The sequence below is a fragment of the ANME-2 cluster archaeon genome, assembly GCA_019429385.1.
Taxonomy (GTDB): Archaea; Halobacteriota; Methanosarcinia; order Methanosarcinales; family Methanocomedenaceae; genus Methanocomedens_B.
Genome location: JAHYIS010000023.1, coordinates 1 through 20,383, shown reverse-complemented (window position 1 = coordinate 20,383; position 20,383 = coordinate 1). Strand labels below are relative to the sequence as shown.

23 protein-coding genes and 1 other RNA gene are annotated in these 20,383 nt (G+C 46.3%); 10 read left to right on the top strand and 14 right to left on the bottom strand.

Annotated elements, in window-relative coordinates; genetic code table 11:
- Positions 1–3: 3 nt before the first annotated feature.
- Both K0A89_08610 and K0A89_08605 read right to left on the bottom strand, forming a co-directional pair.
- Positions 4–243, bottom strand: coding sequence for a DUF2683 family protein (locus K0A89_08610; protein MBW6518546.1), 240 nt, complete (start codon positions 241–243; stop codon positions 4–6).
- Between the two features lie 236 nt (positions 244–479).
- Positions 480–3,122, bottom strand: coding sequence for a carboxypeptidase-like regulatory domain-containing protein (locus K0A89_08605; GenBank protein MBW6518545.1), 2,643 nt, complete (start codon positions 3,120–3,122; stop codon positions 480–482).
- A 481-nt stretch (positions 3,123–3,603) separates the two neighbouring features.
- Here K0A89_08605 and K0A89_08600 point away from each other — a divergent pair, with 481 nt between their 5' ends.
- A complete protein-coding gene (locus tag K0A89_08600; GenBank protein MBW6518544.1) occupies positions 3,604–4,797 on the top strand; it encodes a DEAD/DEAH box helicase in 1,194 nt (397 codons plus the stop codon).
- 26 nt (positions 4,798–4,823) lie between these two features.
- Here the strand turns inward: K0A89_08600 and K0A89_08595 are convergent, their stop codons facing one another.
- Complete coding sequence (locus tag K0A89_08595) at positions 4,824–5,075, bottom strand: hypothetical protein (protein MBW6518543.1); 252 nt, start codon at positions 5,073–5,075, stop codon at positions 4,824–4,826.
- 288 nt (positions 5,076–5,363) lie between these two features.
- On the opposite strand from K0A89_08595, the gene K0A89_08590 reads away from it, so the two are divergent.
- The 3 genes from K0A89_08590 to rnpB all read left to right on the top strand — a co-directional run bounded on the left by K0A89_08590 (position 5,364) and on the right by rnpB (position 6,573).
- Entirely contained in the window at positions 5,364–5,693 is a 330-nt protein-coding gene (locus tag K0A89_08590) for a hypothetical protein (protein MBW6518542.1), read from the top strand.
- Positions 5,680–6,003: a hypothetical protein gene (locus K0A89_08585; GenBank protein ID MBW6518541.1), complete on the top strand. Its 324-nt coding sequence runs from the start codon at positions 5,680–5,682 to the stop codon at positions 6,001–6,003. The genes K0A89_08590 and K0A89_08585 overlap by 14 nt, the downstream gene beginning before the upstream one ends.
- A gap of 187 nt (positions 6,004–6,190) precedes the next feature.
- Positions 6,191–6,573: RNase P RNA component (gene rnpB / locus K0A89_08580), an RNA gene on the top strand.
- 46 nt (positions 6,574–6,619) lie between these two features.
- On the opposite strand, the gene K0A89_08575 is transcribed toward rnpB, so the two are convergent.
- Positions 6,620–7,690, bottom strand: a complete 1,071-nt coding sequence (locus K0A89_08575; protein ID MBW6518540.1) for a methyltransferase — start codon at positions 7,688–7,690, stop codon at positions 6,620–6,622.
- Between the two features lie 25 nt (positions 7,691–7,715).
- A complete protein-coding gene (gene thiL / locus K0A89_08570) occupies positions 7,716–8,702 on the bottom strand; it encodes a thiamine-phosphate kinase (GenBank protein ID MBW6518539.1) in 987 nt (328 codons plus the stop codon).
- Between the two features lie 79 nt (positions 8,703–8,781).
- Here thiL and K0A89_08565 point away from each other — a divergent pair, with 79 nt between their 5' ends.
- A complete protein-coding gene (locus K0A89_08565) occupies positions 8,782–9,177 on the top strand; it encodes a hypothetical protein (protein MBW6518538.1) in 396 nt (131 codons plus the stop codon).
- Between the two features lie 58 nt (positions 9,178–9,235).
- On the opposite strand, the gene K0A89_08560 is transcribed toward K0A89_08565, so the two are convergent.
- From K0A89_08560 to K0A89_08540, 5 genes are all read right to left on the bottom strand, one after another.
- A complete protein-coding gene (locus K0A89_08560) occupies positions 9,236–9,454 on the bottom strand; it encodes a histone family protein (GenBank protein ID MBW6518537.1) in 219 nt (72 codons plus the stop codon).
- A gap of 391 nt (positions 9,455–9,845) precedes the next feature.
- Positions 9,846–10,727, bottom strand: coding sequence for a geranylgeranylglycerol-phosphate geranylgeranyltransferase (locus K0A89_08555; GenBank protein ID MBW6518536.1), 882 nt, complete (start codon positions 10,725–10,727; stop codon positions 9,846–9,848).
- On the bottom strand, positions 10,727–11,653 hold the full coding sequence (gene nadA / locus K0A89_08550; protein MBW6518535.1) for a quinolinate synthase NadA: 927 nt from the start codon (positions 11,651–11,653) through the stop codon (positions 10,727–10,729). Before nadA ends, K0A89_08555 begins: the two co-directional genes overlap by 1 nt.
- Before the next feature lie 99 nt (positions 11,654–11,752).
- Positions 11,753–12,247: a peptidylprolyl isomerase gene (locus K0A89_08545; GenBank protein MBW6518534.1), complete on the bottom strand. Its 495-nt coding sequence runs from the start codon at positions 12,245–12,247 to the stop codon at positions 11,753–11,755.
- 150 nt (positions 12,248–12,397) lie between these two features.
- The gene (locus K0A89_08540; protein ID MBW6518533.1) at positions 12,398–13,090 is read right to left on the bottom strand and encodes a 2,5-diamino-6-(ribosylamino)-4(3H)-pyrimidinone 5'-phosphate reductase; all 693 of its coding nucleotides are present in this window, start codon (positions 13,088–13,090) and stop codon (positions 12,398–12,400) included.
- A 251-nt stretch (positions 13,091–13,341) separates the two neighbouring features.
- On the opposite strand from K0A89_08540, the gene K0A89_08535 reads away from it, so the two are divergent.
- From K0A89_08535 to K0A89_08520, 4 genes are all read left to right on the top strand, one after another.
- Positions 13,342–13,623: a hypothetical protein gene (locus K0A89_08535; protein ID MBW6518532.1), complete on the top strand. Its 282-nt coding sequence runs from the start codon at positions 13,342–13,344 to the stop codon at positions 13,621–13,623.
- 375 nt (positions 13,624–13,998) lie between these two features.
- Positions 13,999–14,565: a flavodoxin family protein gene (locus K0A89_08530; protein ID MBW6518531.1), complete on the top strand. Its 567-nt coding sequence runs from the start codon at positions 13,999–14,001 to the stop codon at positions 14,563–14,565.
- 59 nt (positions 14,566–14,624) lie between these two features.
- A complete protein-coding gene (locus K0A89_08525; GenBank protein MBW6518530.1) occupies positions 14,625–15,110 on the top strand; it encodes an Lrp/AsnC family transcriptional regulator in 486 nt (161 codons plus the stop codon).
- 17 nt (positions 15,111–15,127) lie between these two features.
- Positions 15,128–16,288 carry an aminotransferase class I/II-fold pyridoxal phosphate-dependent enzyme gene (locus K0A89_08520; GenBank protein MBW6518529.1) on the top strand — a complete coding sequence of 387 codons (1,161 nt, stop codon included), beginning with the start codon at positions 15,128–15,130 and terminating at the stop codon, positions 16,286–16,288.
- A gap of 6 nt (positions 16,289–16,294) precedes the next feature.
- Here the strand turns inward: K0A89_08520 and K0A89_08515 are convergent, their stop codons facing one another.
- From K0A89_08515 to K0A89_08500, 4 genes are all read right to left on the bottom strand, one after another.
- On the bottom strand, positions 16,295–16,561 hold the full coding sequence (locus tag K0A89_08515) for a hypothetical protein (GenBank protein MBW6518528.1): 267 nt from the start codon (positions 16,559–16,561) through the stop codon (positions 16,295–16,297).
- A gap of 7 nt (positions 16,562–16,568) precedes the next feature.
- Positions 16,569–17,660, bottom strand: coding sequence for a GTP-binding protein (locus K0A89_08510; protein MBW6518527.1), 1,092 nt, complete (start codon positions 17,658–17,660; stop codon positions 16,569–16,571).
- A gap of 28 nt (positions 17,661–17,688) precedes the next feature.
- A complete protein-coding gene (gene queC / locus K0A89_08505; protein ID MBW6518526.1) occupies positions 17,689–18,375 on the bottom strand; it encodes a 7-cyano-7-deazaguanine synthase QueC in 687 nt (228 codons plus the stop codon).
- Positions 18,376–18,453: 78 nt separating this feature from the next.
- Positions 18,454–19,833, bottom strand: coding sequence for an ATP-binding protein (locus tag K0A89_08500; GenBank protein ID MBW6518525.1), 1,380 nt, complete (start codon positions 19,831–19,833; stop codon positions 18,454–18,456).
- Positions 19,834–20,152: 319 nt separating this feature from the next.
- On the opposite strand from K0A89_08500, the gene K0A89_08495 reads away from it, so the two are divergent.
- On the top strand, positions 20,153–20,383 hold a 231-nt coding region (locus K0A89_08495), incomplete at its 3' end, for a hypothetical protein (GenBank protein MBW6518524.1).

Here is a 20,383-nt window from a genome sequence, read left to right as displayed (position 1 = left end):
AGATCAAAAGCCTAATCTATCTTTTAAATTTTCAACACCACCTAAATCAATCGGTTTTTGCTGAATTATTTTCTCGGCTTTTTCAATATATTCTGGTTTTAATTCTGGTTCGAGTATTTCTTCTTCATATTGTGTTGCCATGAGGTCAATAGCAGCACTTTTGTCTTTTAAGCTATATTTGGCTTTGACGATATTCAAGATTCTATTAGTATGTTCTTCAATATTTATTATCGCCTGAACCATATATATCACCTTAATATCATGTTAATTTCTAATTAATATATATCTTTTCAATCAGTAATCAGCTTCCCTTATTTAAAATTGGATGCCTGCGCTTCATTGTAGCATAAATTCCATTAATAGATTAGCATTTTAATTATTCGAGAATCAGCTTTGATGCCTCCTGCTTCTTGCAGAAGGTCCGTGACTATCTCAACACAAAGCACGAAGAAAAAAGGAGAATCAATAAGGGTTTCCCCTTATTGAATAACATCAGTCAGCATCTTAGCGGCCTTTTCCTTCTTAAGACTATCAGGACATATCTCCTGGCATTCCTTGAACAGAGGATTTCCAATAAGGTCTTCCCTGATCACCGTAAAGCTATACTCAGTGACATTCCAGTGGAAATTATACGGATCATCGCAGCCCCTGAAGGTTCTCTTCCAGGTCCTGAGTTTCAACTGGTAGGCGCAACAGGTGGGGAAATCAGAACCCTTCAAACCGATCCGGTAATTCCCTCCATACCATATGGGCCTGTCAGCACCCTGGGCCACAGCATCCTGGTATCTTGGTCCCTTCTCATGTCCTTTCACACAGGGGTCAACAGTACCACATGCATTATTGACACACTGTATCGTGCCCAGTGATGCCCCGTTGAAACCGTTGATCAACACCTTATAAGAACTTTCACCCCAGTGCAATGACAGGTGGTAGGCCTGCAGGTGACCGTCCACATCACTGGCATTGAAGCATATACGCATATCATCTGCGGCCTTAAGCCTCAGGATGCTGCAGGGCTTTACCTCCTTCTCATCTGCCTGGCCCGGATTCTTAATGACCTTCAGGATATCACAGTCCGGTTCAACAGTCCCAAGATGGATAAAACCGGAACCCCAGGGGTGGCTGGGCACTGACGGAGGATGTACCCCCATGATCCGGTTGTCGATACATATCAGCAAGGTCTCGGGTATCGGACTGGTACTGGTCTCACTGCCACATTGCGGCATAACTCTTTCATTGACCAGGGTATCGCCCGGTCCCTCATCGTATGCTACAAGCTTGAGGTAGTAAAGACCGTCTGATGCCATCTTATCGGTATTCCAGGACACTACCAGATACTTGTTGGAAGTCCAGAAACGGGTGATCCCCCACGATGCAGGATCATTGTCCCGCTCAAATTTCTCCCGTGTCTCAAAGACCCAGTGGCCATCAATTTCCTGTTTCTTGAACAGGACAGTGTTCCACTGGGCCGGCCCGCCAGCAAGAGGCGGTCCCCAGAAGACCCTTGAATAACTATTTACCATATCCGGCAGCATCTCATTATACGTGATACCATCAGTTGAAAATGCTATTCTGTAGTAATCCACATCTGCCAGGTCACCGAATATTCCCTTGATGGACAGCGTCTCCCCGAAAGGCCTGTCAAGATTATCAGGATATGCGAACCCTTCAAGGTCGGTTACCACCGGTGACATTGGATCGTTCCCGCCAATATTCATCAAAGAAGTGCAACCCACTTCAGAGAATTTGAAACAATTCCCTTCCGGCGGGTCCACTACCGGTATGCAGCAGGCGTCCTCATTCGCTATCAGGGTCACGCCTTCAAGAAGGGTGGGGATATTCCACCGTGTATTGAAATAATTCTCCTTGTAGATCACGGTATCAGGTTGCTTGCAGTCCTGCCTGACTTCAAAGATGATGTCCGGCCTGCAATCTTTCCATGGCCACCATGGCCAGATGCGAAGGGCACTTAATTCAGGATTAGCCGGAAGTATCTGTAAGAGTTCAGTCCTCATTGTTTCAAGATTACCGGGCTGGACCGCAGATATGTTTTTCATTTCCCTAATACCAGTTGTCCTGTTCAGGTCCTCTGAGAGATTCACGGAGCGGTGAAGGTTTATGATATCTCCAAAGATCCTGAGATCAGGGGCAGGGTCAGGAAGGGGTGGTATGCCGATCGGCGGAATTTCAGCAAGGTGCGTTATCTTGTCCAGCAGATCAGGATTGATCCTCCAGTCCCGCAACCGTAATATCCAGTACGGATAGCGGCAACACCATTTGAATGTCATTTCGAAGGTCCCGTCCGGGTTTGTGGTTGCAGTACCTACCGTATCTTCCCGGCACCACCACCAGAAACAATCAACGTCCTTTGCCACTACTGTTGCACCGGGAACAGGATTTCCATCAGGGCAAACCACCTTTCCCCGAATGGTGTACGTGTGGCACCACAGCCATTTGAAAATAGTATCAGGAATAACTACGTTGGGTACTTTATTGGTGAAGTCCTTCCAACCAGCTTTCGGTGATATCCACCGGGAATAATTACTTGCCGCCAGGAAATCCTTCTCCGGTACATCAGGTCCGGCCACTAAATTCACTCCAAGGGGTTTTTCCCTTTCACCCGTAAAGTATTCGATCTCAATGGGAATTGAGCTGATATTCTCAACTTCACTGAGTTTAATGACCTTTGACTCGAGAATCTTCCCATCCCTTACGGCAGCGACCTTGATGGACCTGGTTGTATCCGCATCTTTAACGTTACTGAGATCCAGATTGGTGTTCAGGGTATGCTTTCTGCTCTTCAGGGTACTTTCTTCAATCGCAATAATGAATTCCTCCTCTTCGTTAGCTCGATATCGTACGTTCTCTTCCGATGAATAGATAGTCGTTCCAGATGGCGTTTTTACCCTCAGGTAGATATCAGGGTTATCATCCCCGTATCTCTCCTTGAAATCTGACTTTTCAAATGTTATCTCGAAATTTCCCGTTATTCCGGTAGTGACCGAGCCAAGGAGATCGTCATTAACGCTATCTTTGTCATATGCTTCCACGATAAGTCCGGCCATCCCGGCCTGTGACCAGGACTCTGTAATTCTTCCGAATACTCTGAAATCTGACCCCAAAAATATCACCCAACCCAGCAACTTATTAAAATAGTATGATGACACTCTCATAAAAACATTTCGGCCAATTTTTGTTCAATTTTGAACGTTACTACTGACATGATTACATAATTCAGGAAGTGAATATAATGAAAAAACCTTGGACCCGAATCTGGCCGAGGACAGAATGAATGATATATAGAATAATCAGGTGCCTTACCTCAAACCTGACCCATACCTATACCGACGGTCCAGGCAGAATGAATGATATATAGAATAATCAGGTGCCTTACAGGCGAATCGTAGTTTATTGTGATAGACCAGGCAAAAGTATAAGGATGCACCCAGCATTAGAAGAGCTCAATAACTTTTAAGCGTAAATTAATCTTGACTATCATAAGTTGTACTAATGGCTCTTAATTGTTTAATTATATATTCAGCGAAATTACCAATAAAAAGCCATGAAACAGCTTTTTTTTGAAAAATCATGGAAAGTCTTACTATGGAAAATTTTAGAAAATTAGGTATAACGAAGCCTATTTTAAAGTCAATTATTGAACAGAGATTTGAAAATCCCACCGAAATACAGGAAAAAGCCATTCCATTGATCCTTGCAGGAAACGATGTAATTGCAGGTTCATCCACAGGTTCAGGAAAGACGCTCGCGTTTGCAGTAGGTATATTGCAGAATTCTGTCAAAGGAAAAGGTACCCAGGCTTTGATCCTGACACCTACCAGGGAACTGGCCGAGCAGGTAGCAAGCAGTTTTAGGCAATTTTCAGCATACAAACCTTTAGAGGTTGTTGCAGTCTATGGGGGTATTGGTATCAGCCCTCAAATAAAGGCATTGAAGACCGCAGATGTTGTGGTAGGAACACCAGGCAGGCTGCTTGACCATCTTGCACGAAAAACGTTGAAACTGGGTGATATAGAAACCCTTGTCCTCGATGAAGCAGACCGCATGTTTGATATGGGATTCAAAAATGATGTGGAAAAGATCATCAAGCAGTGTCCTAAGGACAGGCAGACCCTTTTATTCTCGGCAACGATCTCAAGTGATATTGTCAAACTCTCCAGGAACAGTATGAACAAACCGGTCCAGGTCTCTGTTGACCCGTTTGTTGATGCAGGTAATCTGGACCAGGCGTACTACCAGGTTAGAGATGATATGAAATTATCGTTACTGGTGCATCTGTTACAGCATGAAAAATCAGACCTCGTAATGGTTTTTTGCAATACGAAAAGAAATACGGATAGAGTTGCAAAGAACCTGAGGGCTTCAAATATTGATGCACAGGCAATCCATGGCGGATTGACCCAGGGTAAACGGATCAGTGTCATGAAGCAATTCCATACAGGGAAATCATGTGTCCTTGTATGCACCGATGTGGCTGCAAGAGGGCTTGATATCGAGGGTATTTCCCATGTTTACAATTATGATATACCCAGGGAGAGCAACCAGTATATCCACAGGATCGGCAGAACTGCACGAGCAGGAGCCAAAGGGAAGGCAATAAGTATCCTTTGCGAAAGTGATAAGGACAATTTTTCAAGCATATTGAAACACAATAATGTAGAGATAAGGAAAGTGAAAGTCCCTGCTTTTGAGAAAGTTGTGGTGCGAAAACCCTATAAAAACATGAATAACGCTATCTCAAGAACGAGTCAGCAACCGAACAGGCGCAGAAATCGCTAAATTTTGAGAGTACGTTTACGTTAACTCTACTGGTACAGGCAGGAACAAGATTTTGGCAAATCTTTTACCTGTCCGGCCCGGTACATGTTACCTGGCCAACCTGCCATTGCCAAAATAAACCTTATCCTCCACATACATTCTTTACATTCATGAGAGGAAGGACCATCCCGGGTCAATTGACCGGGGGTCAACCTCGCTGAAGGACTTCCTGAACATCCTGTGGGAACAGAAGTTGCCCCTACCCGGAAGTATCGCTCAACCATTTTGCAGGACATCATGAGAGCTACTTTCGAGGACGCACAATAACGATATATATATATTAATGTCTATATATTATATCCTCATCACAATGATGATGATATATAGACATTATTCACGGGCGGTGAATCTATGGCGAAAAAAAAAAATGTAAAGAACTCATGGCGAAATTCTTCGGTCCTGCAAGTGCTGCAACCGTTGATAGATTAAGTGAGGATGAATGTGTTCGAAAATGCAGGGAGAAAGTAACTGTATTTTTGGGTGAAGATCAAGCAAAAGAATTTGATAAAATTTAGGGGTGAAAAAAAATGGTAATAGAAATACTAAACTACAAGACAAGTATGTTAAATCCAATACTTAAGTGGTTAGCTCCTTTACTTTATGTAATTGCTTTGATACTTTTTTATAAGGCACGTAAAGCATATGGTGGCGATTTTAAGAAAGGACTTAATTTTTTAATGGTAAGTCTGGTTCTTGGAATTGCGGCGTTTACCTTTAGATTTTTAGGGGATATTATAACCCTCGATTTCAAATGGGGCGAATCATTATTCTTCCTGGCATTTGCCTTTATGAATTTGCTTGTTGCTGCAAAATTCTTGAAATATGTCAAAGAGGTGAATGAAAATGTTAGATTTTAATTATGAGACTAGCATATTCAATCCCGCATTAAAAATAGTCATTGCACTGATATATGTAGGTGTAATATTCCTATATTACAAAGCGTATAAGGCATTTGAAGGAGCGCTTAACAAGGATTTACTCAAATTTCTATTATTAATGGGTATCTTCGGATTCCTGAGTGCTTCAGGCAGATACTTTGGTCATGGAATTGAATTCGGATTTAATACAGAATTTAGTTTGAAGTGGTTTGAAAGTATATTTTATATTTTCCAGGCAAGTCTCTTCATTTATGGTGGTTACAAGTTGAACAAGAGCACGAAAAAGTAATTTTTTCAACTTAAATCAGTTTTAAGTGGGTAAATTTTTTACCCACAACCACTCTTTTTTTCTTTCTATCGTAAGTACAGATATCTAATGGAATCGATCCTATTATTCCATCCCTGCGTGTGGTGTAACCACAAACAATAACAAAGCAACAACAAACCTTATACCCCACATCCACCTATTACATCCCGAGAGAGGAAGGACGGCCTCCGGGTCAATTGACCTGAGGAAAGTCCCCCCACCACCCGGACACACGAACGCCTGTAGTGGACGTAGGATGAGAGTCCTGGCAGCTGCCGTGCAAAACCGGCGGCTCACGGTCTGGCTTAACGCCGGGCCGCATGATGGCACAGAAACGATACCGCACCGCGTCAATGCAATGATACCGCAAGGTTGAGGTCGCGCGGATAAGCGGATGGAACGCGTGAATCCTCGTGGGTGCAAGCCAAACAGGGGCCATACGGCACGTCCGGGGCCGGCCCGGAGTTGGCGCTTAGCCGAATGCCGTTATATGGCGGACCACATCCCAAGGGAAGTGCCGCTAAAACAGAAGGGGGCTTACTATCCTCACTCATTTACCTATCATTAACCCTTCACCCCTCTTCCATACCTTTTTTTCTCATACCACAACCACATTACCACCGGGATGCTTCGCGGTCCAGGTATTGACAAGCGCCGAAGTCTCCATTGCCGGAAAAGCATCGATCAGGCATACATCCCATTTTTCAACGATTCCCGCGAGTTTGCGCAGGTCCCCAAAATACACTTCAGCCGCAACACGTCCCCTTTCCCGCATCACCCTGGCTACCAGTACCGGTTCATCCCCCACCAGAGGCAGTACGTCCAATGTCGTGATGACTTCCAGGTCCGCATCCGCACCCAGCAGCGCTTTATTGACTTCAATGTTCAACAGCACGTTCTCAATAGCAGGGCGCCAGGCATCATTGAACACCACCTTGCAGGCACCCGCCAGCATAGCCATAAGTCCAAGGGTACCGGGACCGCACAACCCATCCACCACCACCTTACCAGCCAGCAGACCTTCCCTGTCCAGTTTCCCGAGCATATCCATCTTATGGCGGTTATCGAACTCGATATGTATCTTGCTCTGGCTCTTATATATCACCAGCTCACCAAAAGCGGTCTGGGCAACATCACATCTCATGTCACAACCCGCAAGCAGGGTATATTCATGCGGGCTGGAGCCAGAGTCAAGTATCCCCACGCTCTGGGCCTGTCCGCCATGCCGCAACACCACGCCCCTGACCTCGGGCACCCTGTTCACAATATCCTCAGCTGTCGCCTGTCCTATAGAATCTGTTATCAGGACAATACTATCAGGACCCAACCTGGGCGGGTACATGATGGGGAATCCCCTGGCAATAAGCGGTGTACCTACCTGTGAGAGTCCTGCATCATTGTTCCGGTCCCCGTGCTCCATCATAATGGACAGGGCATGTGCCATCACTGCATCCAGGGGTCTGCGGCCGCAAGAGGTGCACCGCAACATACCCGCATCAAAATGCTCCAATGCAGGCAGGCCGGGCTGGTCTGCAAGAGCAGTATGTTTTTTCCATCCCGGTTCAGGCTGGCACTTCGGGCAGGCCATATATATCTGGTAGAGGGAATCCAGCACATCATCGGCCGGGTCGATACAGGTTGTTCCTCCGCATGTGGGACATGTAACCATGGTATCAACCTTTAATTGCAGCTAATTATACTTTATCCCCGAACTGCAGGTATCCCCTGGCCTCCAGCTCAGTGGTGTGGCCATCCTGCAAAAAGACAATCCCGCCGGCAGTGACTTCACCTATCACCGTGAAATGAGCCATTTTCCTGGCCTTTTCCACACACCCGGCCCGGATAGTGAACAGCAGTTCAAAATCACCACCGGAATACACGCTCCACTCAACAAGCCGGGCTTCATTACCAGCCATCTGCCGAACGGTCCTGTGTACCGGTATACTGGAAGGATTGATGCAAAATCCCACACCGCTGGCCACTCCAATATCGTGCAACGACAATGCCAGTCCATCACTGATATCCATCATCGAAGTCAGGCAGCCTGTTTGTGCCAGGGCCATCCCTTCACGTATCCTGGGTACAGGCATGTAGAGTTTTTTCATTACATAGGGATATGCTTTTGTTTTATTCCGGAGCGAATCCAGTGCCGCACCGGCTGCACCCAGTTCACCTGTTACGCACACCACATCACCTACCTGTGCTCCCTTTCTTCGCACCAGATATCCGTCATCGGCCAAACCCAGTACAGAGCCCACGATGGTCAGTTCATCGTGCCGGTCAACGTCGCCACCGATAATGCTTGTTCCATACTGGCGGGCGCAGGCATCCATACCTCTGGCAAGTTCCTTAATAAAATCCAGTTCGGTAGTAGGGGGCAGTCCCAGTGCCATCATGACACCAACAGGTTTAGCCCCCATGGCGGCAATATCACTGAGGTTTACAGCCACACTCATCCAGCCTATCTGCCACGGGGTCATCCCTTTGGGGAAATCCGTACTCTCATGAAGCATATCTGTGGACGATACCAGGTATCTGCCTTCACCCAACTCTATAACCGAACAATCATCCTCACCGGGCCCCACTATTGGAAAGGGCGATACAGTATCAATTGGTTCCGCCTGAAAGATCCCGGTAATGAGGGAAATAATGTCCCGTTCGTTCAAATCTTTTAATTTCATGGTCTGACCCTGGTTTCAATATAAATCGTAAATATTATCATCTGTTAGATTTACATAGTATTTGTTAATAATGTAAAAAATGAATGGGGATGAAATTGAATTGAGTGAACGTTTGTCTGAGACGTTATATAATTTGCTTGATGATTATTGCTCTACTGTGGAAGGTGTTGTGGGTATAGGTATCTCCACTCCCGCAGGACTTGAAGTGTCAAGTCATTTTAACAGGAAAGTAAATACAAAACTGGCCCACGCAGTTTCGTCTGTTATTTATCGATACACCCAGGAAATGGCCACGCGGCTGGATTATACAGGCTTCAGGTACAATCTGACCTACACTGATAATGGCATAATAGCATTGCGAAAAATTAACACGAACACATTGATTATGGTTCTGGTGGAACCTAACGCAGATGTGAACAATATACTGGCAAAAATGGAAACGATGGTCACCAGTATTAATCAGACAAATCTTTGATGTAACAATTTATTAAAAAAAAAGCATGCCTGTATAGGTACACAGGCGTTTGGAGCTTTCACGGATTCATCTGTCTAAGGGCTTCTTCGATGTCCTCTCCCTTAACGGTTGTCCTTTTTGCGTGCAAGGCCAGACTGTTAGCTCTTTTGGCCACTTTAATACCATATTCTTCCAGATGCTTTGCGAGGGCATCACTGGCAGTAGCACTAACCCTGTGTGCGCCAGCTGCCCTGATGAGACGTTCTACCGGTGCTGTTGGAACAATTCTGTCTTTCATAATACTGTACTTCCTTCGATATAATATAAATCAGGCAGTAAATCAATTCCCTAACATATTATTAAGCCTATTTAAACATTATGATAATAATATAGGGCAAAATAAACCCCAATACAGTAAATTGACCACATAGGATTTCTGATATAGAAATCGTAATGTGATTCATTGTATAAAATCTAAAAAAGCACTCCAACGTAGCGCCCACTCCAGCACAACTCCTCCTCCAACACCGCGCTCACTCCAAGACAACTCCTCCTCCAAGACCGCGCTCACTCCAGCACAACTCCTCCTCCAAGACCGCGCTCACTCCAGCACAACTCCTCCTCCAAGACCGCGCTCACTCCAGCACAACTCCTCCTCCAAGACCGCGCTCACTCCAGCACAATGCCTACTACAAAACCGCACCCACAACAAAGGCAACCAGAGCCACGAACATGGCCATCTTTAATAATTTTGAGGCTTTAGCTGCATTGTTTCTGAACAATACCTCATTTACCGCTACTAAGAACAACATATCCGCAATAAATATTACTGCAAGATAAGATATACCAAAAGCATTGTTCACATTGAACAAAAATGGAAGCGGGCTGAGAACCACACCCGATATCCCGGCCACAGCGGCGACTCGGGCCGCACCACGGGCACCAATTTTTATCGGAAGGGTATGCGCCCCACCCTTAAGGTCACCTTCCATATCCTGGATATCCTTTACTATTTCCCTTGCCAGGTTGGCCAGGGTTGCCAGTATGAACAATATCACTGTAGACTGGATGCCTGTCCCCTGAAAAACGGCCAGTGCGCCCCCGAACAGGAAGGTCGAACCCGTCAGGTATCCGACAACCAGGTTTCCCATCAATGCCATGCGTTTAAAATTGCTGGCATACAAAAACAGCATCACTGAATTGAACATGGCCAGAACGAGGCATAAGGGCCCCAGCAAGGAGGAAAGAGCGATCCCCAGCGCAAATAACAGGAATGACAGGTACAGGGCAGATGAGCGCCCGACCCTGCCTGATGGTATGGGCCTCTCAGGCCGGTTTATACGGTCTATCTCAAAATCATAATAATCGTTTACAGCATTACCTGCCCCTGTTATCAGGAAAACAGCACCAAACACCAGCACCGGTTCATACACCAGCACAACCTCAAGAGAATCAGGTAATGCCAGGAATGCTATCAATGTACCCACCAGGGCGGCAAACCCTGCCATAGCACAATTACCCCACCTGAGCAGTTCAAAGACCGCCCTGACATACTTTACACTCTCTGGCATCAATCGCCCCGTCCCGCTTCAAGCATGCGGTCCAGTGTCTGTTTGGCCCGTACCCGCACGGATTCAGGTACAGTGATGACATGCCTGTTCTCCTCAAGTGCCATAACGATGCTATTCAGGTCGTTCATTTTCATGTTTGGACAAACCGCGTACTTTGAGGCCGGATAGAATATCTTATCAGGATTATCCTTCCTGAGCCGGTGCAGCATACCAACTTCGGTCCCTATTATGAACTCCTTATGTTGTGACTTCTTTACATGAGTGAGCATGCCCCCGGTACTCAACACCGTATCTGCTGCATCAATAACCTCGGGTTTACATTCAGGATGCACGATCACTTCAGCTTCGGGATGGTCTTCTCTCATGAGCAGGATATCGCCTGGCAGTATCTGGTGGTGAGTAGGGCAGTACCCGTCCCAGGGTATGATCATCTTATCAGTAAAGCGCTGGGTATATAGTGCCAGGTTCTTATCAGGCACGAATATCACCACATCCTCATCCAGGCTGTTCACCACCTGGATGGCATTGGATGACGTACAGCAGATATCTGATTCCGCCTTTACAGCTGCGCTGGTATTCACATAGGATACAACTGCAGCATCAGGATATTTCTGCCTGGTCCTGACCAGGTCTTCCGGTGTGATCATGGCAGCCATGGGACACATTGCCGAGGTTTCAGGCATCAGCACGGTCTTGCCAGGGCTCAGTATTGCAGCACTTTCTGCCATGAAATCCACACCACAAAATACAATGACATCAGCGTCAAGTTTGGCAGCCTGCTGGCTCAATCCCAGGCTATCACCCACAAAATCAGCAATGTCCTGGACCTCCCCCCGCTGGTAATTGTGCGCAAGGATGACAGCATTACGTTCCTCCTTTCGTTCAAGGATTCTTTTTATAAGCTCATCTTTATCCTGTTGACTCATGGAAATTTCCTGTACGATCAATAATACTGTTCAATGATACATTTATTAAGATGGGATAAAACACTTTCCAACAGCGGTTCAATAGAGATTGTAAAAAAGTTATTTTTCACTTATTGTTACTTTTATCATGGTATCACCCTGCTGTATCAGGGATGCCACATCCTGGCCTTCGAGTACCTGCCCAAAAACCGCATAACTGCCGTCCAGGCCGGGTTGGGGTGCAAGTGTGATGTAGAACTGGCTGGTGGCACTGTTCGGGTTTGAAGAGCGCGCCATACCCACTGCGCCCAGGGTATGCGTGAGGTCAGGATGTATCTCCAGCGGGATGGTCTTATCAGAGCCGCCCGTGCCGGTAGCTGTGGGGTCGCCGGTCTGTATCACAAATCCGGGGACCACTCTGTGGAATACCAGTCCGTCATAGAAACCCGACTGTGCCAGTTCGATGAAATTGGATGTGGATATCGGGGCTTTATCTTCATTGAGTTCGAATTTGATGACCCCTTTACTGGTCTCGAGTGTAGCCACCCGGTTCTGTCCGGATTTTTCTGATTCGGTACATGCCGTGACGAATACCGCCAGTATTAATAAAAGCATTACAGTGGCAATAAGTTTTACGTGCCTGGTGTTCATGGCTCACAATATGCGCAGCCCGTATTTATTAGTTTATATGTTTGCAGAGTGGATCCTTATCCTGCCGGATAGGTGCACATACCTGTCCACTTACCCGTGTCCTTATGAGTGTACCTATCCACTTTTCTTATCCAGTACACTCCACCTGAGCAATACACCGTTGTCCATCGGCTCCATTGACACCAGTTCCAGCCCGGCAGCATCTGTGATATCGGCAAACCCGATACCGTCCACCAATGTTGGTGCGCCCTGTCCTCCCAGTACGAGGGCACCGATGTACGTAGAGAGTTCATCTACCAGTCCCTGGGATAGCAGTGACCAGTTCAGGGTCGCTCCACCCTCAACCATCAGCGTATCAATGCCAAGCGCCTTTAATTCTGACATCAGTCCTGCAAGGTCCACCTGCTTTTCACCTGTTGTGATAATCCTGGCTCCCTGTTGCTGCAGTGCTTCGACCCTGCTCTTTGGTGCATTCTCGCACACGGCAATTATCCTTTCCCCCTCTCCTTTTTTGAAAATATCGGCATCTAGGGGTGTCCTTGCCATACTGTCAACTACGATCCTGGCCGGGTCCTCAGAGCCACACCGCTTTTTGCGCTCAGACCTGAGCTGCCCGGATTTTACTGTAAGACTGGGGTCATCAGCAAGCACGGTCCCTATACCCACCATCACACCATCGGCATGTGCACGTATAGTATCCACCCTGTTAAAATCATCATTTCCGGAGATCCTGACCTGTTTTCGCCTGTGAGTGGATATCTTTCCGTCTGCGGACATGGCTGCATTGATGGTTATGTGCGGGCGCATGGTGCACTGGATTGGTCTGCAGGTATATATTTCATGCGAAAAATAGTGATATGAGGGTAGTCATGTATGGTTGAGCAGCTTCAACCGAAGGCTATTGCGTAGCAGTGTTTCACGTAGTATCAGTGTATCAATAAATAGTTTTAAATGATAACGCAGCATTTGTTAGAGTACCGCCATGCGTGGATGCACTAAAACAAGCGGTGCGTTCTTTTTCAATGGCATAATTCCAATTAATAACTGAAGGTAATCAAATGAGTATTGAATACGGCGTCAAGACCAAGAATAGACCCAATATCGTAAAGGATCTGGAATCCGGGGATGTGCTCCATATAGGAGTCGGGGACGGAGAAGATATTTTTACTGTAATTAAGGTCGGCAACAATGAATACGTACTGCAGCAATCAGGACATGATGCCGCGTATGCACACAGCCGGGGAGTTGTGAACCAGAAGATAATGGATTTCGCTGAACGATATGATGCTTATTATCTCATCACAAAAGAAGATTTGAGCAAGCTGAACATTATCAGGTAGCCTGTTGCTATTGAACAACATTTTTCATTGATTTTACCGCAGTGAAAACAGGTCATGCTGACCTGAATTTCGGTTCATCCTGATTACGCTGCTCAATACCAGGATGGTCAAATATCTTTCAGCGATAGTACACTCTCATTGACAGTTGTCGGCGATATCCATTATAGTAACCTCAGCATCACTTTTCTGGAAAAAAGTGATGATATTCTGTTTATTCTCGATCATCAATTCCTGATGGGACATCAATCATATTCAAGTTAACGTATTAAAATAATTCAATAAAAGTATGGTAATTTATACAAAAAAAAGAAGAACGCACAGGAAAAGTTATTACCCCGGTAACCATGATACCTGAAGGTTTGGTGAAGTAATACTATGAAAATTGTTGGAATATCCGGCAGTCCCAACCGGGACGGCAGTAACAGCCACATGATCGACCGTTGCCTGGACATTGCCAGGCAAAGAGGATTTGAAGTCGAAAAGATCTCCCTCGCCGATACCCGCATATCCCCCTGTACGGATTGCCATGTATGCAGAAAAAAAAACAGCTGCCCCATCGAGGATGATATGGCAGGGATCAACAGTTCTCTTGCATCTGCCGATGGCATCATTGCCTCCTCGCCCGTATATTTCGGAACCCTGTCCGGACAGTTAAAGATGCTGTTCGACCGTACCCTTCCCCTGAGGAGAAATGGGTTTTTACTGAAGGATAAGGTCGGTGCTGCACTGTCCGTCGGGGCCTCCCGTAATGGTGGGCAGGAATATACTGTCTGGTCCATTCATGCCTGGATGCATATCCACGGTATGATAGTGGTAGGCGACAACAGTCATTTTGGCGGCATCACACAAAAGGAAGCCGATACCGATGAAGAGGGCATGAAGACCGTAGAGGATACCGTGAATAAATTGTGCGATACCCTTGACAGGCTTGCACCCGTGTAAGTAAGCGTAATATCTATGTCCTGTAAATACATAGAAAATACGCTTATTTGAAGTGAGGCATGGACATGAATGAGATATTAGAGATTATAGAGCAGGACCCAAAGATCGACCCGGCAGAAATTGCCAGGCTTACCGGTTATCCTGAGACGGAGGTTCGCTCCCGCATCAAGGAACTGGAGGATAGCGGTATCATCCGAAAATATAAGGCTGTCATTGACTGGGATAAGGTGGGTGAAGAATACCTCTATGCCATCATCGAACTCAAGATCTCCCTGGGTGACAGGTCGGGATACGATGTCATCGCCAGGCGCATTGCCAATTTTACCGAGGTCAGGTCTGTGCGATTGATATCGGGCGACCATGACCTTTCCCTGACCGTGCGCGGCCATTCCATGAAGGACGTGGCTTTTTTCGTAGCAGAGAAGATCGCCACCCTCGACCAGGTGCAGAGCACGGTAACACATTTCGTGCTCAAGACCTACAAAGAGGACGGAGTTACCCTATTCGAGAAGGACAAGTCAAAAAGACTGGCCATTACTCCCTAAGATGATGTGAGCGACCGATGAACCAGACACGAAAATTTGTTTCTGACAGGGTACGTGTGGTCCCACCTTCGGGTATCAGGAAATTCTTTGATATGGTCATCGGTATGGATGATGTTATCTCCCTGGGTGTGGGCGAACCTGATTTTGTTACGCCCTGGCATATCAGGGAAGCATGTATCTATTCACTGGAGAAAGGTTTCACGTCATATACTTCCAACGCCGGCCTGCTTGAACTCAGGGAAGCCGTGTCCAACTCGTTCCAGAGGGACTATGGAGTGAACTATGACCCCGTAGACCAGATACTTGTAACCACCGGTGTCAGCGAGGCCGCTGACCTTGCCCTGCGTGCTGTGGTCAATCCGGGGGATGAAGTCATTGTCCACGAGCCCAGTTACGTATCGTATAAACCGTGTATTGTTTTTTCCGGAGGCAATCCTGTTACCGTTTCCACTACCCGGGAAAACGAATTCCGGTTGACAGGGGCACAACTGGAAGATGCTATTACCCCAAAGACCAAAGCCATCATACTGAGCTACCCCAACAACCCGACCGGTGCTGTGATGGGGAGGAAGGATTTTGAGGAAGTGGCAGATGTGGCAGTGGAACACGACCTGCTGGTCATATCTGATGAGGTGTACGACAAGCTTACCTACAACGGTAAACACACCTGTTTTTCATCACTCAACGGTATGGATGAACGTACCATACTGCTAAACGGCCTGTCAAAGTCCCATGCCATGACCGGGCTGCGCATTGGATATGCCATGGGCCCGCCCGATATTATCAAAGCCATGCTGCTCATTCACCAGTATACCATGTTATGCGCACCCATCACATCCCAGATAGGGGCTATCGAGGCTCTGAACAAAGGCGATTCCGAGATGCAGGCCATGGTCAGGGAATATAACCGGCGAAGGAAGCTTTTTGTAACAGGACTCAACGAGCTGGGCCTGGACTGCTTTGAGCCAAGAGGTGCATTCTACGCATTCCCGTCTGTGCAATCCACAGGCATGACCTCATCGCAGTTTGCAGAAGAACTGTTAAACCAGCAAAAGGTGGCCGTGGTTCCCGGAGATGTATTCGGGGAATCGGGTGCCGGATTTTTACGATGTTCCTATGCTTCCGGTCTGGATGAACTAAAAACCGCGCTTGAACGTATAGAAACGTTCCTGGGTTGACCGTGGTCACCGGTTCTTATCATCAGTGTCTTCACCAAGGTCATCATCAAAATGAGAACCAGAGCTCTTATCATAGCTAAATCGCTTTTGTACCACTTTTTCCATAATAAACGTGGCATTGCGGGCCATAAAGAATAACAGGCCGAGGATCAGGAATATCCATACCACGAACACCCAGGTCATGTACAGGGAGATTATGGCGCCGATAAATGACAGGTAGATACAAACGGTCAATAGGATATTGAATTTTTTAGGTGTGATTCGCTGCTCCATGGTAAGGTCACTTCTGGGTTACAATGGTCAATACATCGCCGTCCATTAATATATGTTCCAGGCCGGCGCGCTGGCCTGCATGTTTGGCAGAGGGGCCCCATACCTGGGCATACCTGAACCTTTTTCTAAAATCACGGTGCAGTTTGTCGCAGATATCACCCACACTGACCCCTTCCTGGATAATCATGGGCTCGTCCATATCAGCTGGCTCTCCCTGAGGTTTCATGTACAGGCGGATGAATTTCAGGTTGTCGAATATAAGGTCTTTCAGGGGGTCCAGGTTCTTATCCATGTCAGCCGAGATGAGCATTGCATCCGGGAAATTGGCTCTGAGATTGGTTTTGAAGGCTTCGTCCACCAGGTCAGCCTTGTTGATAACGGTAACTGCTTTGATGTACTTGCGATTACCCAGCAGCGCATCAATGAACTCGTCTATGTTCACGTTGTCCCGTATCAGCACGTCAGCGTTGTGCATCTTGTATTCCTTGAGTATGGACAGGATGGTTTCCCGGTCCAGTTCCGTTTCCACGGTTGAGTTGATGCCGACACCGCCCCTGAACTTGCGCACTATCTTCACATCAGGCCTGCGGGTGTTCACTCTGATACCGGCATCATAGAGTTCTTTTTCAAGTACCTGCAGATGCCCGGTCTGGAACACGTCGATAAGGAATATGATAAGTTCAGCATTCCTGACCACTGATATGACCTCTTTTCCGCGCCCGCGCCCTGAGGCTGCCCCGCGCACCAGGCCGGGAACGTCCAGTATCTGGATAGTGGCATCTTTATGGAACATGGTACCAGGGACCACGTCCAGGGTAGTGAACTCGTATGCCCCCACCCTGGACTGGGCACCGGTCAACCGGTTCAGCAATGTGGATTTGCCCACTGAAGGATACCCCACCAGTACCACGGTCGCATCTCCCGATTTACGGACCGAATAACCATCTCCTCCGCCTTTTGACGAGGCACGTTTTACCATATCTTCTTTCAGGCGGGCAAGTTTTGCTTTCAGTCTGCCGATGTGGTGTGAGGTTGCCTTATTGTAAGAGGTCTTGCGTATCTCGTCCTCTATCTCTGTAATTTCTTCGTCCAGGCTCATTTCGAATCTATAACCACTGGTGTCAGCATTAAGATTTTCCCAGTCGTTCCAGTAATGGGTCAGGAACACCTACCCTTGAAAAAGCACGTTTCCGGCGCATGCACGACTCGCATACACCACAGGGAACGGGCCCGGCCGTGTAACATGACCACGAATATTCCAGGGGCGCCTCTATTTCCAGCCCCAACCTGACAATACCTTCCTTGTCCAGGTCTGCAAGAGGTGCGAATATCCGGGGATGGTTCAGGGTGCCGTATTCCATGACCCTGTCAAACAATTCTATGAATTCAGGTGAGTTGTCAGGGAAGGTGGCTGCTTCCTCGGCATCGAATCCCACCACGATACATTCCAGCCCGTGCTCCTCGGCAAAGGAGGCGGCAATGGATAAGAATACCATGTTTCGCGCCGGGACCCATACGCTGCGGGCGGTCTCATTTGACTTTGTGGCATCGTCCAGTTCGGTCATGGAAGGGGTGGAAAGTTCTTCAGTTCCGGTCAGGGCACCGCCGAAGTTTCTGTACCAGGGCAGGGGGATAATATGGTGTTTACAATGGTACTTTTTACAGATGGCAGCGGCCTTCTCTATTTCGATGGACGCTGCCCGCTGTCCATAGTCAAAGGTAAGGCATATCACGTTATCGAAGGTGTCCAGGGCCTGCTTGAAGGCTACTGTGGAATCCAGACCCGATGAGAGTAATGTTACTGCGCCTGTCATGATGAGGGATTAACGGTTTGAAGGTAAAAAATGATTTGTATATGATCAGTGGATGGTTAATGGATGTTCGATGAATGGTCAGTGAGCTTGCATCATTTCCATATCTGAAATATCAAACGCCAGGTAATCAAGTCGTTCTTTTTCGTCAATTTCTTTAGCAATCAGGCAATAATGTTGCTTCCATTTGCCTTTCACCCTGTCTGCTTTTTCCTTCAGGTCTTTTATGATCCTGTCTGCCTCTTTTCTGGTAAGATGTTTCCATTTAACTTCGCACAACAGGATTTCCCGGGTCGTTTTATTGAAACCGATCAGATCAATTTCAGCATCTTTATCCCACCACCTGCCCAGCTTCAGGAACCTGAACGGAAGTTCCCCGGTTTTATTTACAGCAATCAGCAATTCTTTGGCAACGCATTCAAAAGCTAAGCCGAAGTAGGCATTGATGTCTTTGTTGAACAACTCCAGTCCCATATCAGGATCGATTTCAAATGTTCCATAATTTTTATAGATGAACCTGAACCAGAAATTGAAAAAATTATCACCCAAAAAGTATCTTCCACTTCTTGACTTTGTTTTTATAACCGGTTCTTCCTTTTTTATAATCTCATAGTCATATAGTAATTCATGCAGGTATTTTGAGACTGTGGAAGCTTGTATACCCGTGTAATCTGATATGTCCCTGGGCGTTGACCTGCCTAATGAGATGGCTTCAAGAATTGAAAAATAGCTCTTGTGTTCAGTGCCGAACTCAAGTTTTAGGATGTTCATACCTTCTTCCATTAATATATGGGTGTCGATAAAGAGTTTCTTGAACGTCTCACCAGCATCAGGTGTGCCGAATTCCCCTGCAAATAGTAAATATTTAGGCACACCACCAAAGATAAAGTAAAATTTCATTGCCTCTTCTATATCCACATCCAAAAAACCGCGCAGGAACGTGTAACTTTCTGAAAAAGTGAACGGCATAAGGTTATAAAACAATGTGGCACGGCCGAAAAGTGGTTCCTTTTCTCCCTGGAATATTTTTTTTATCATTCCAACATATGAACCTATAACTATGAACATATGGGGTGCTTCCCTGTGATATGCATCCCAGTATTTCTGGAACTTGGAGAAGAAGCCAGGGTCTGTTTTTTTGAAATTCTGGAACTCATCAAACACTACAATTATTTTGTCACTGGTTTTGAAGAGAAGATTGAAAAAATCATCCCAGTTATCCAGCCTGGGCCTGAAATCCAATATCTTTTCGAGAGATTCTTCCATGTCTTTTAAGAGGAGTTTTTCGGGTTTTGTCTCAATAAAAAGATATATGCTTTTCTTGTTTTTGATAAATTCCCGGGTAAGTTCTGTTTTTCCCACACGGCGGCGCCCGTAGAGCACGATGAGTGAGGAGGATGGGGTGCGATATATATCTTCGAACATTGACAGTTCATGTACACGGTTAAAGAATCTTACCATATAGTAACATACTGGCAAGTAAGTATATAAGGTTTCATAATTTTACAATGTTAAACTACTTCAGGATAAAAAGTACTTTCACGGTTACTACGGGTTCTTCCTTTATGACAGGGGCAATGTGGTCATAGGATCAGTCAGTTTTATTATCGAGCTATGACTGTGTACGAGCGTCATGATATATGCGTGGATACTGACGTCATATTTCTTCGGTATTGTATTCTCGCTGGTACTGTTGTAGTCCACCTTAGTGGTTGCCTGTATAATCTAATCCATAGCGGTAACTTTTAAGTATCGTTAACACTTAAATCCCCGAAGTCCCATGATAAAAATACCCGACATCTTAAACATAGAAATGCTTGACCTCTCACTGGAAAAGCTCGGGCTATTCTTTATCATAATATTGCTTACCTACATTGTAAGATCCATTTTCCTGCATATTGTTGAGAAGAAATTAATCCATCTCACACAAAAGACCAGTACCGAATTTGATGACCTGCTGGTTCACGCTTCAAAAGCTCCTATAGGTTATTTGATATTGCTGCATGGTTTT

Coding starts and splice junctions, on each gene's coding strand:
- K0A89_08610 (MBW6518546.1), bottom strand. CDS start 243: ATGGTTCAGGCGATAATAAATATTGAAGAACATACTAATAGAATCTTG.
- K0A89_08600 (MBW6518544.1), top strand. CDS start 3,604: ATGGAAAATTTTAGAAAATTAGGTATAACGAAGCCTATTTTAAAGTCA.
- K0A89_08595 (MBW6518543.1), bottom strand. CDS start 5,075: ATGATGTCCTGCAAAATGGTTGAGCGATACTTCCGGGTAGGGGCAACT.
- K0A89_08590 (MBW6518542.1), top strand. CDS start 5,364: ATGGTAATAGAAATACTAAACTACAAGACAAGTATGTTAAATCCAATA.
- K0A89_08585 (MBW6518541.1), top strand. CDS start 5,680: ATGTTAGATTTTAATTATGAGACTAGCATATTCAATCCCGCATTAAAA.
- K0A89_08575 (MBW6518540.1), bottom strand. CDS start 7,690: ATGGTTACATGTCCCACATGCGGAGGAACAACCTGTATCGACCCGGCC.
- thiL (MBW6518539.1), bottom strand. CDS start 8,702: ATGAAATTAAAAGATTTGAACGAACGGGACATTATTTCCCTCATTACC.
- K0A89_08565 (MBW6518538.1), top strand. CDS start 8,782: ATGAATGGGGATGAAATTGAATTGAGTGAACGTTTGTCTGAGACGTTA.
- K0A89_08560 (MBW6518537.1), bottom strand. CDS start 9,454: ATGAAAGACAGAATTGTTCCAACAGCACCGGTAGAACGTCTCATCAGG.
- K0A89_08555 (MBW6518536.1), bottom strand. CDS start 10,727: ATGCCAGAGAGTGTAAAGTATGTCAGGGCGGTCTTTGAACTGCTCAGG.
- nadA (MBW6518535.1), bottom strand. CDS start 11,653: ATGAGTCAACAGGATAAAGATGAGCTTATAAAAAGAATCCTTGAACGA.
- K0A89_08545 (MBW6518534.1), bottom strand. CDS start 12,247: ATGCTTTTATTAATACTGGCGGTATTCGTCACGGCATGTACCGAATCA.
- K0A89_08540 (MBW6518533.1), bottom strand. CDS start 13,090: ATGCGCCCGCACATAACCATCAATGCAGCCATGTCCGCAGACGGAAAG.
- K0A89_08535 (MBW6518532.1), top strand. CDS start 13,342: ATGAGTATTGAATACGGCGTCAAGACCAAGAATAGACCCAATATCGTA.
- K0A89_08530 (MBW6518531.1), top strand. CDS start 13,999: ATGAAAATTGTTGGAATATCCGGCAGTCCCAACCGGGACGGCAGTAAC.
- K0A89_08525 (MBW6518530.1), top strand. CDS start 14,625: ATGGACATGAATGAGATATTAGAGATTATAGAGCAGGACCCAAAGATC.
- K0A89_08520 (MBW6518529.1), top strand. CDS start 15,128: ATGAACCAGACACGAAAATTTGTTTCTGACAGGGTACGTGTGGTCCCA.
- K0A89_08515 (MBW6518528.1), bottom strand. CDS start 16,561: ATGGAGCAGCGAATCACACCTAAAAAATTCAATATCCTATTGACCGTT.
- K0A89_08510 (MBW6518527.1), bottom strand. CDS start 17,660: ATGAGCCTGGACGAAGAAATTACAGAGATAGAGGACGAGATACGCAAG.
- queC (MBW6518526.1), bottom strand. CDS start 18,375: ATGACAGGCGCAGTAACATTACTCTCATCGGGTCTGGATTCCACAGTA.
- K0A89_08500 (MBW6518525.1), bottom strand. CDS start 19,833: ATGGTAAGATTCTTTAACCGTGTACATGAACTGTCAATGTTCGAAGAT.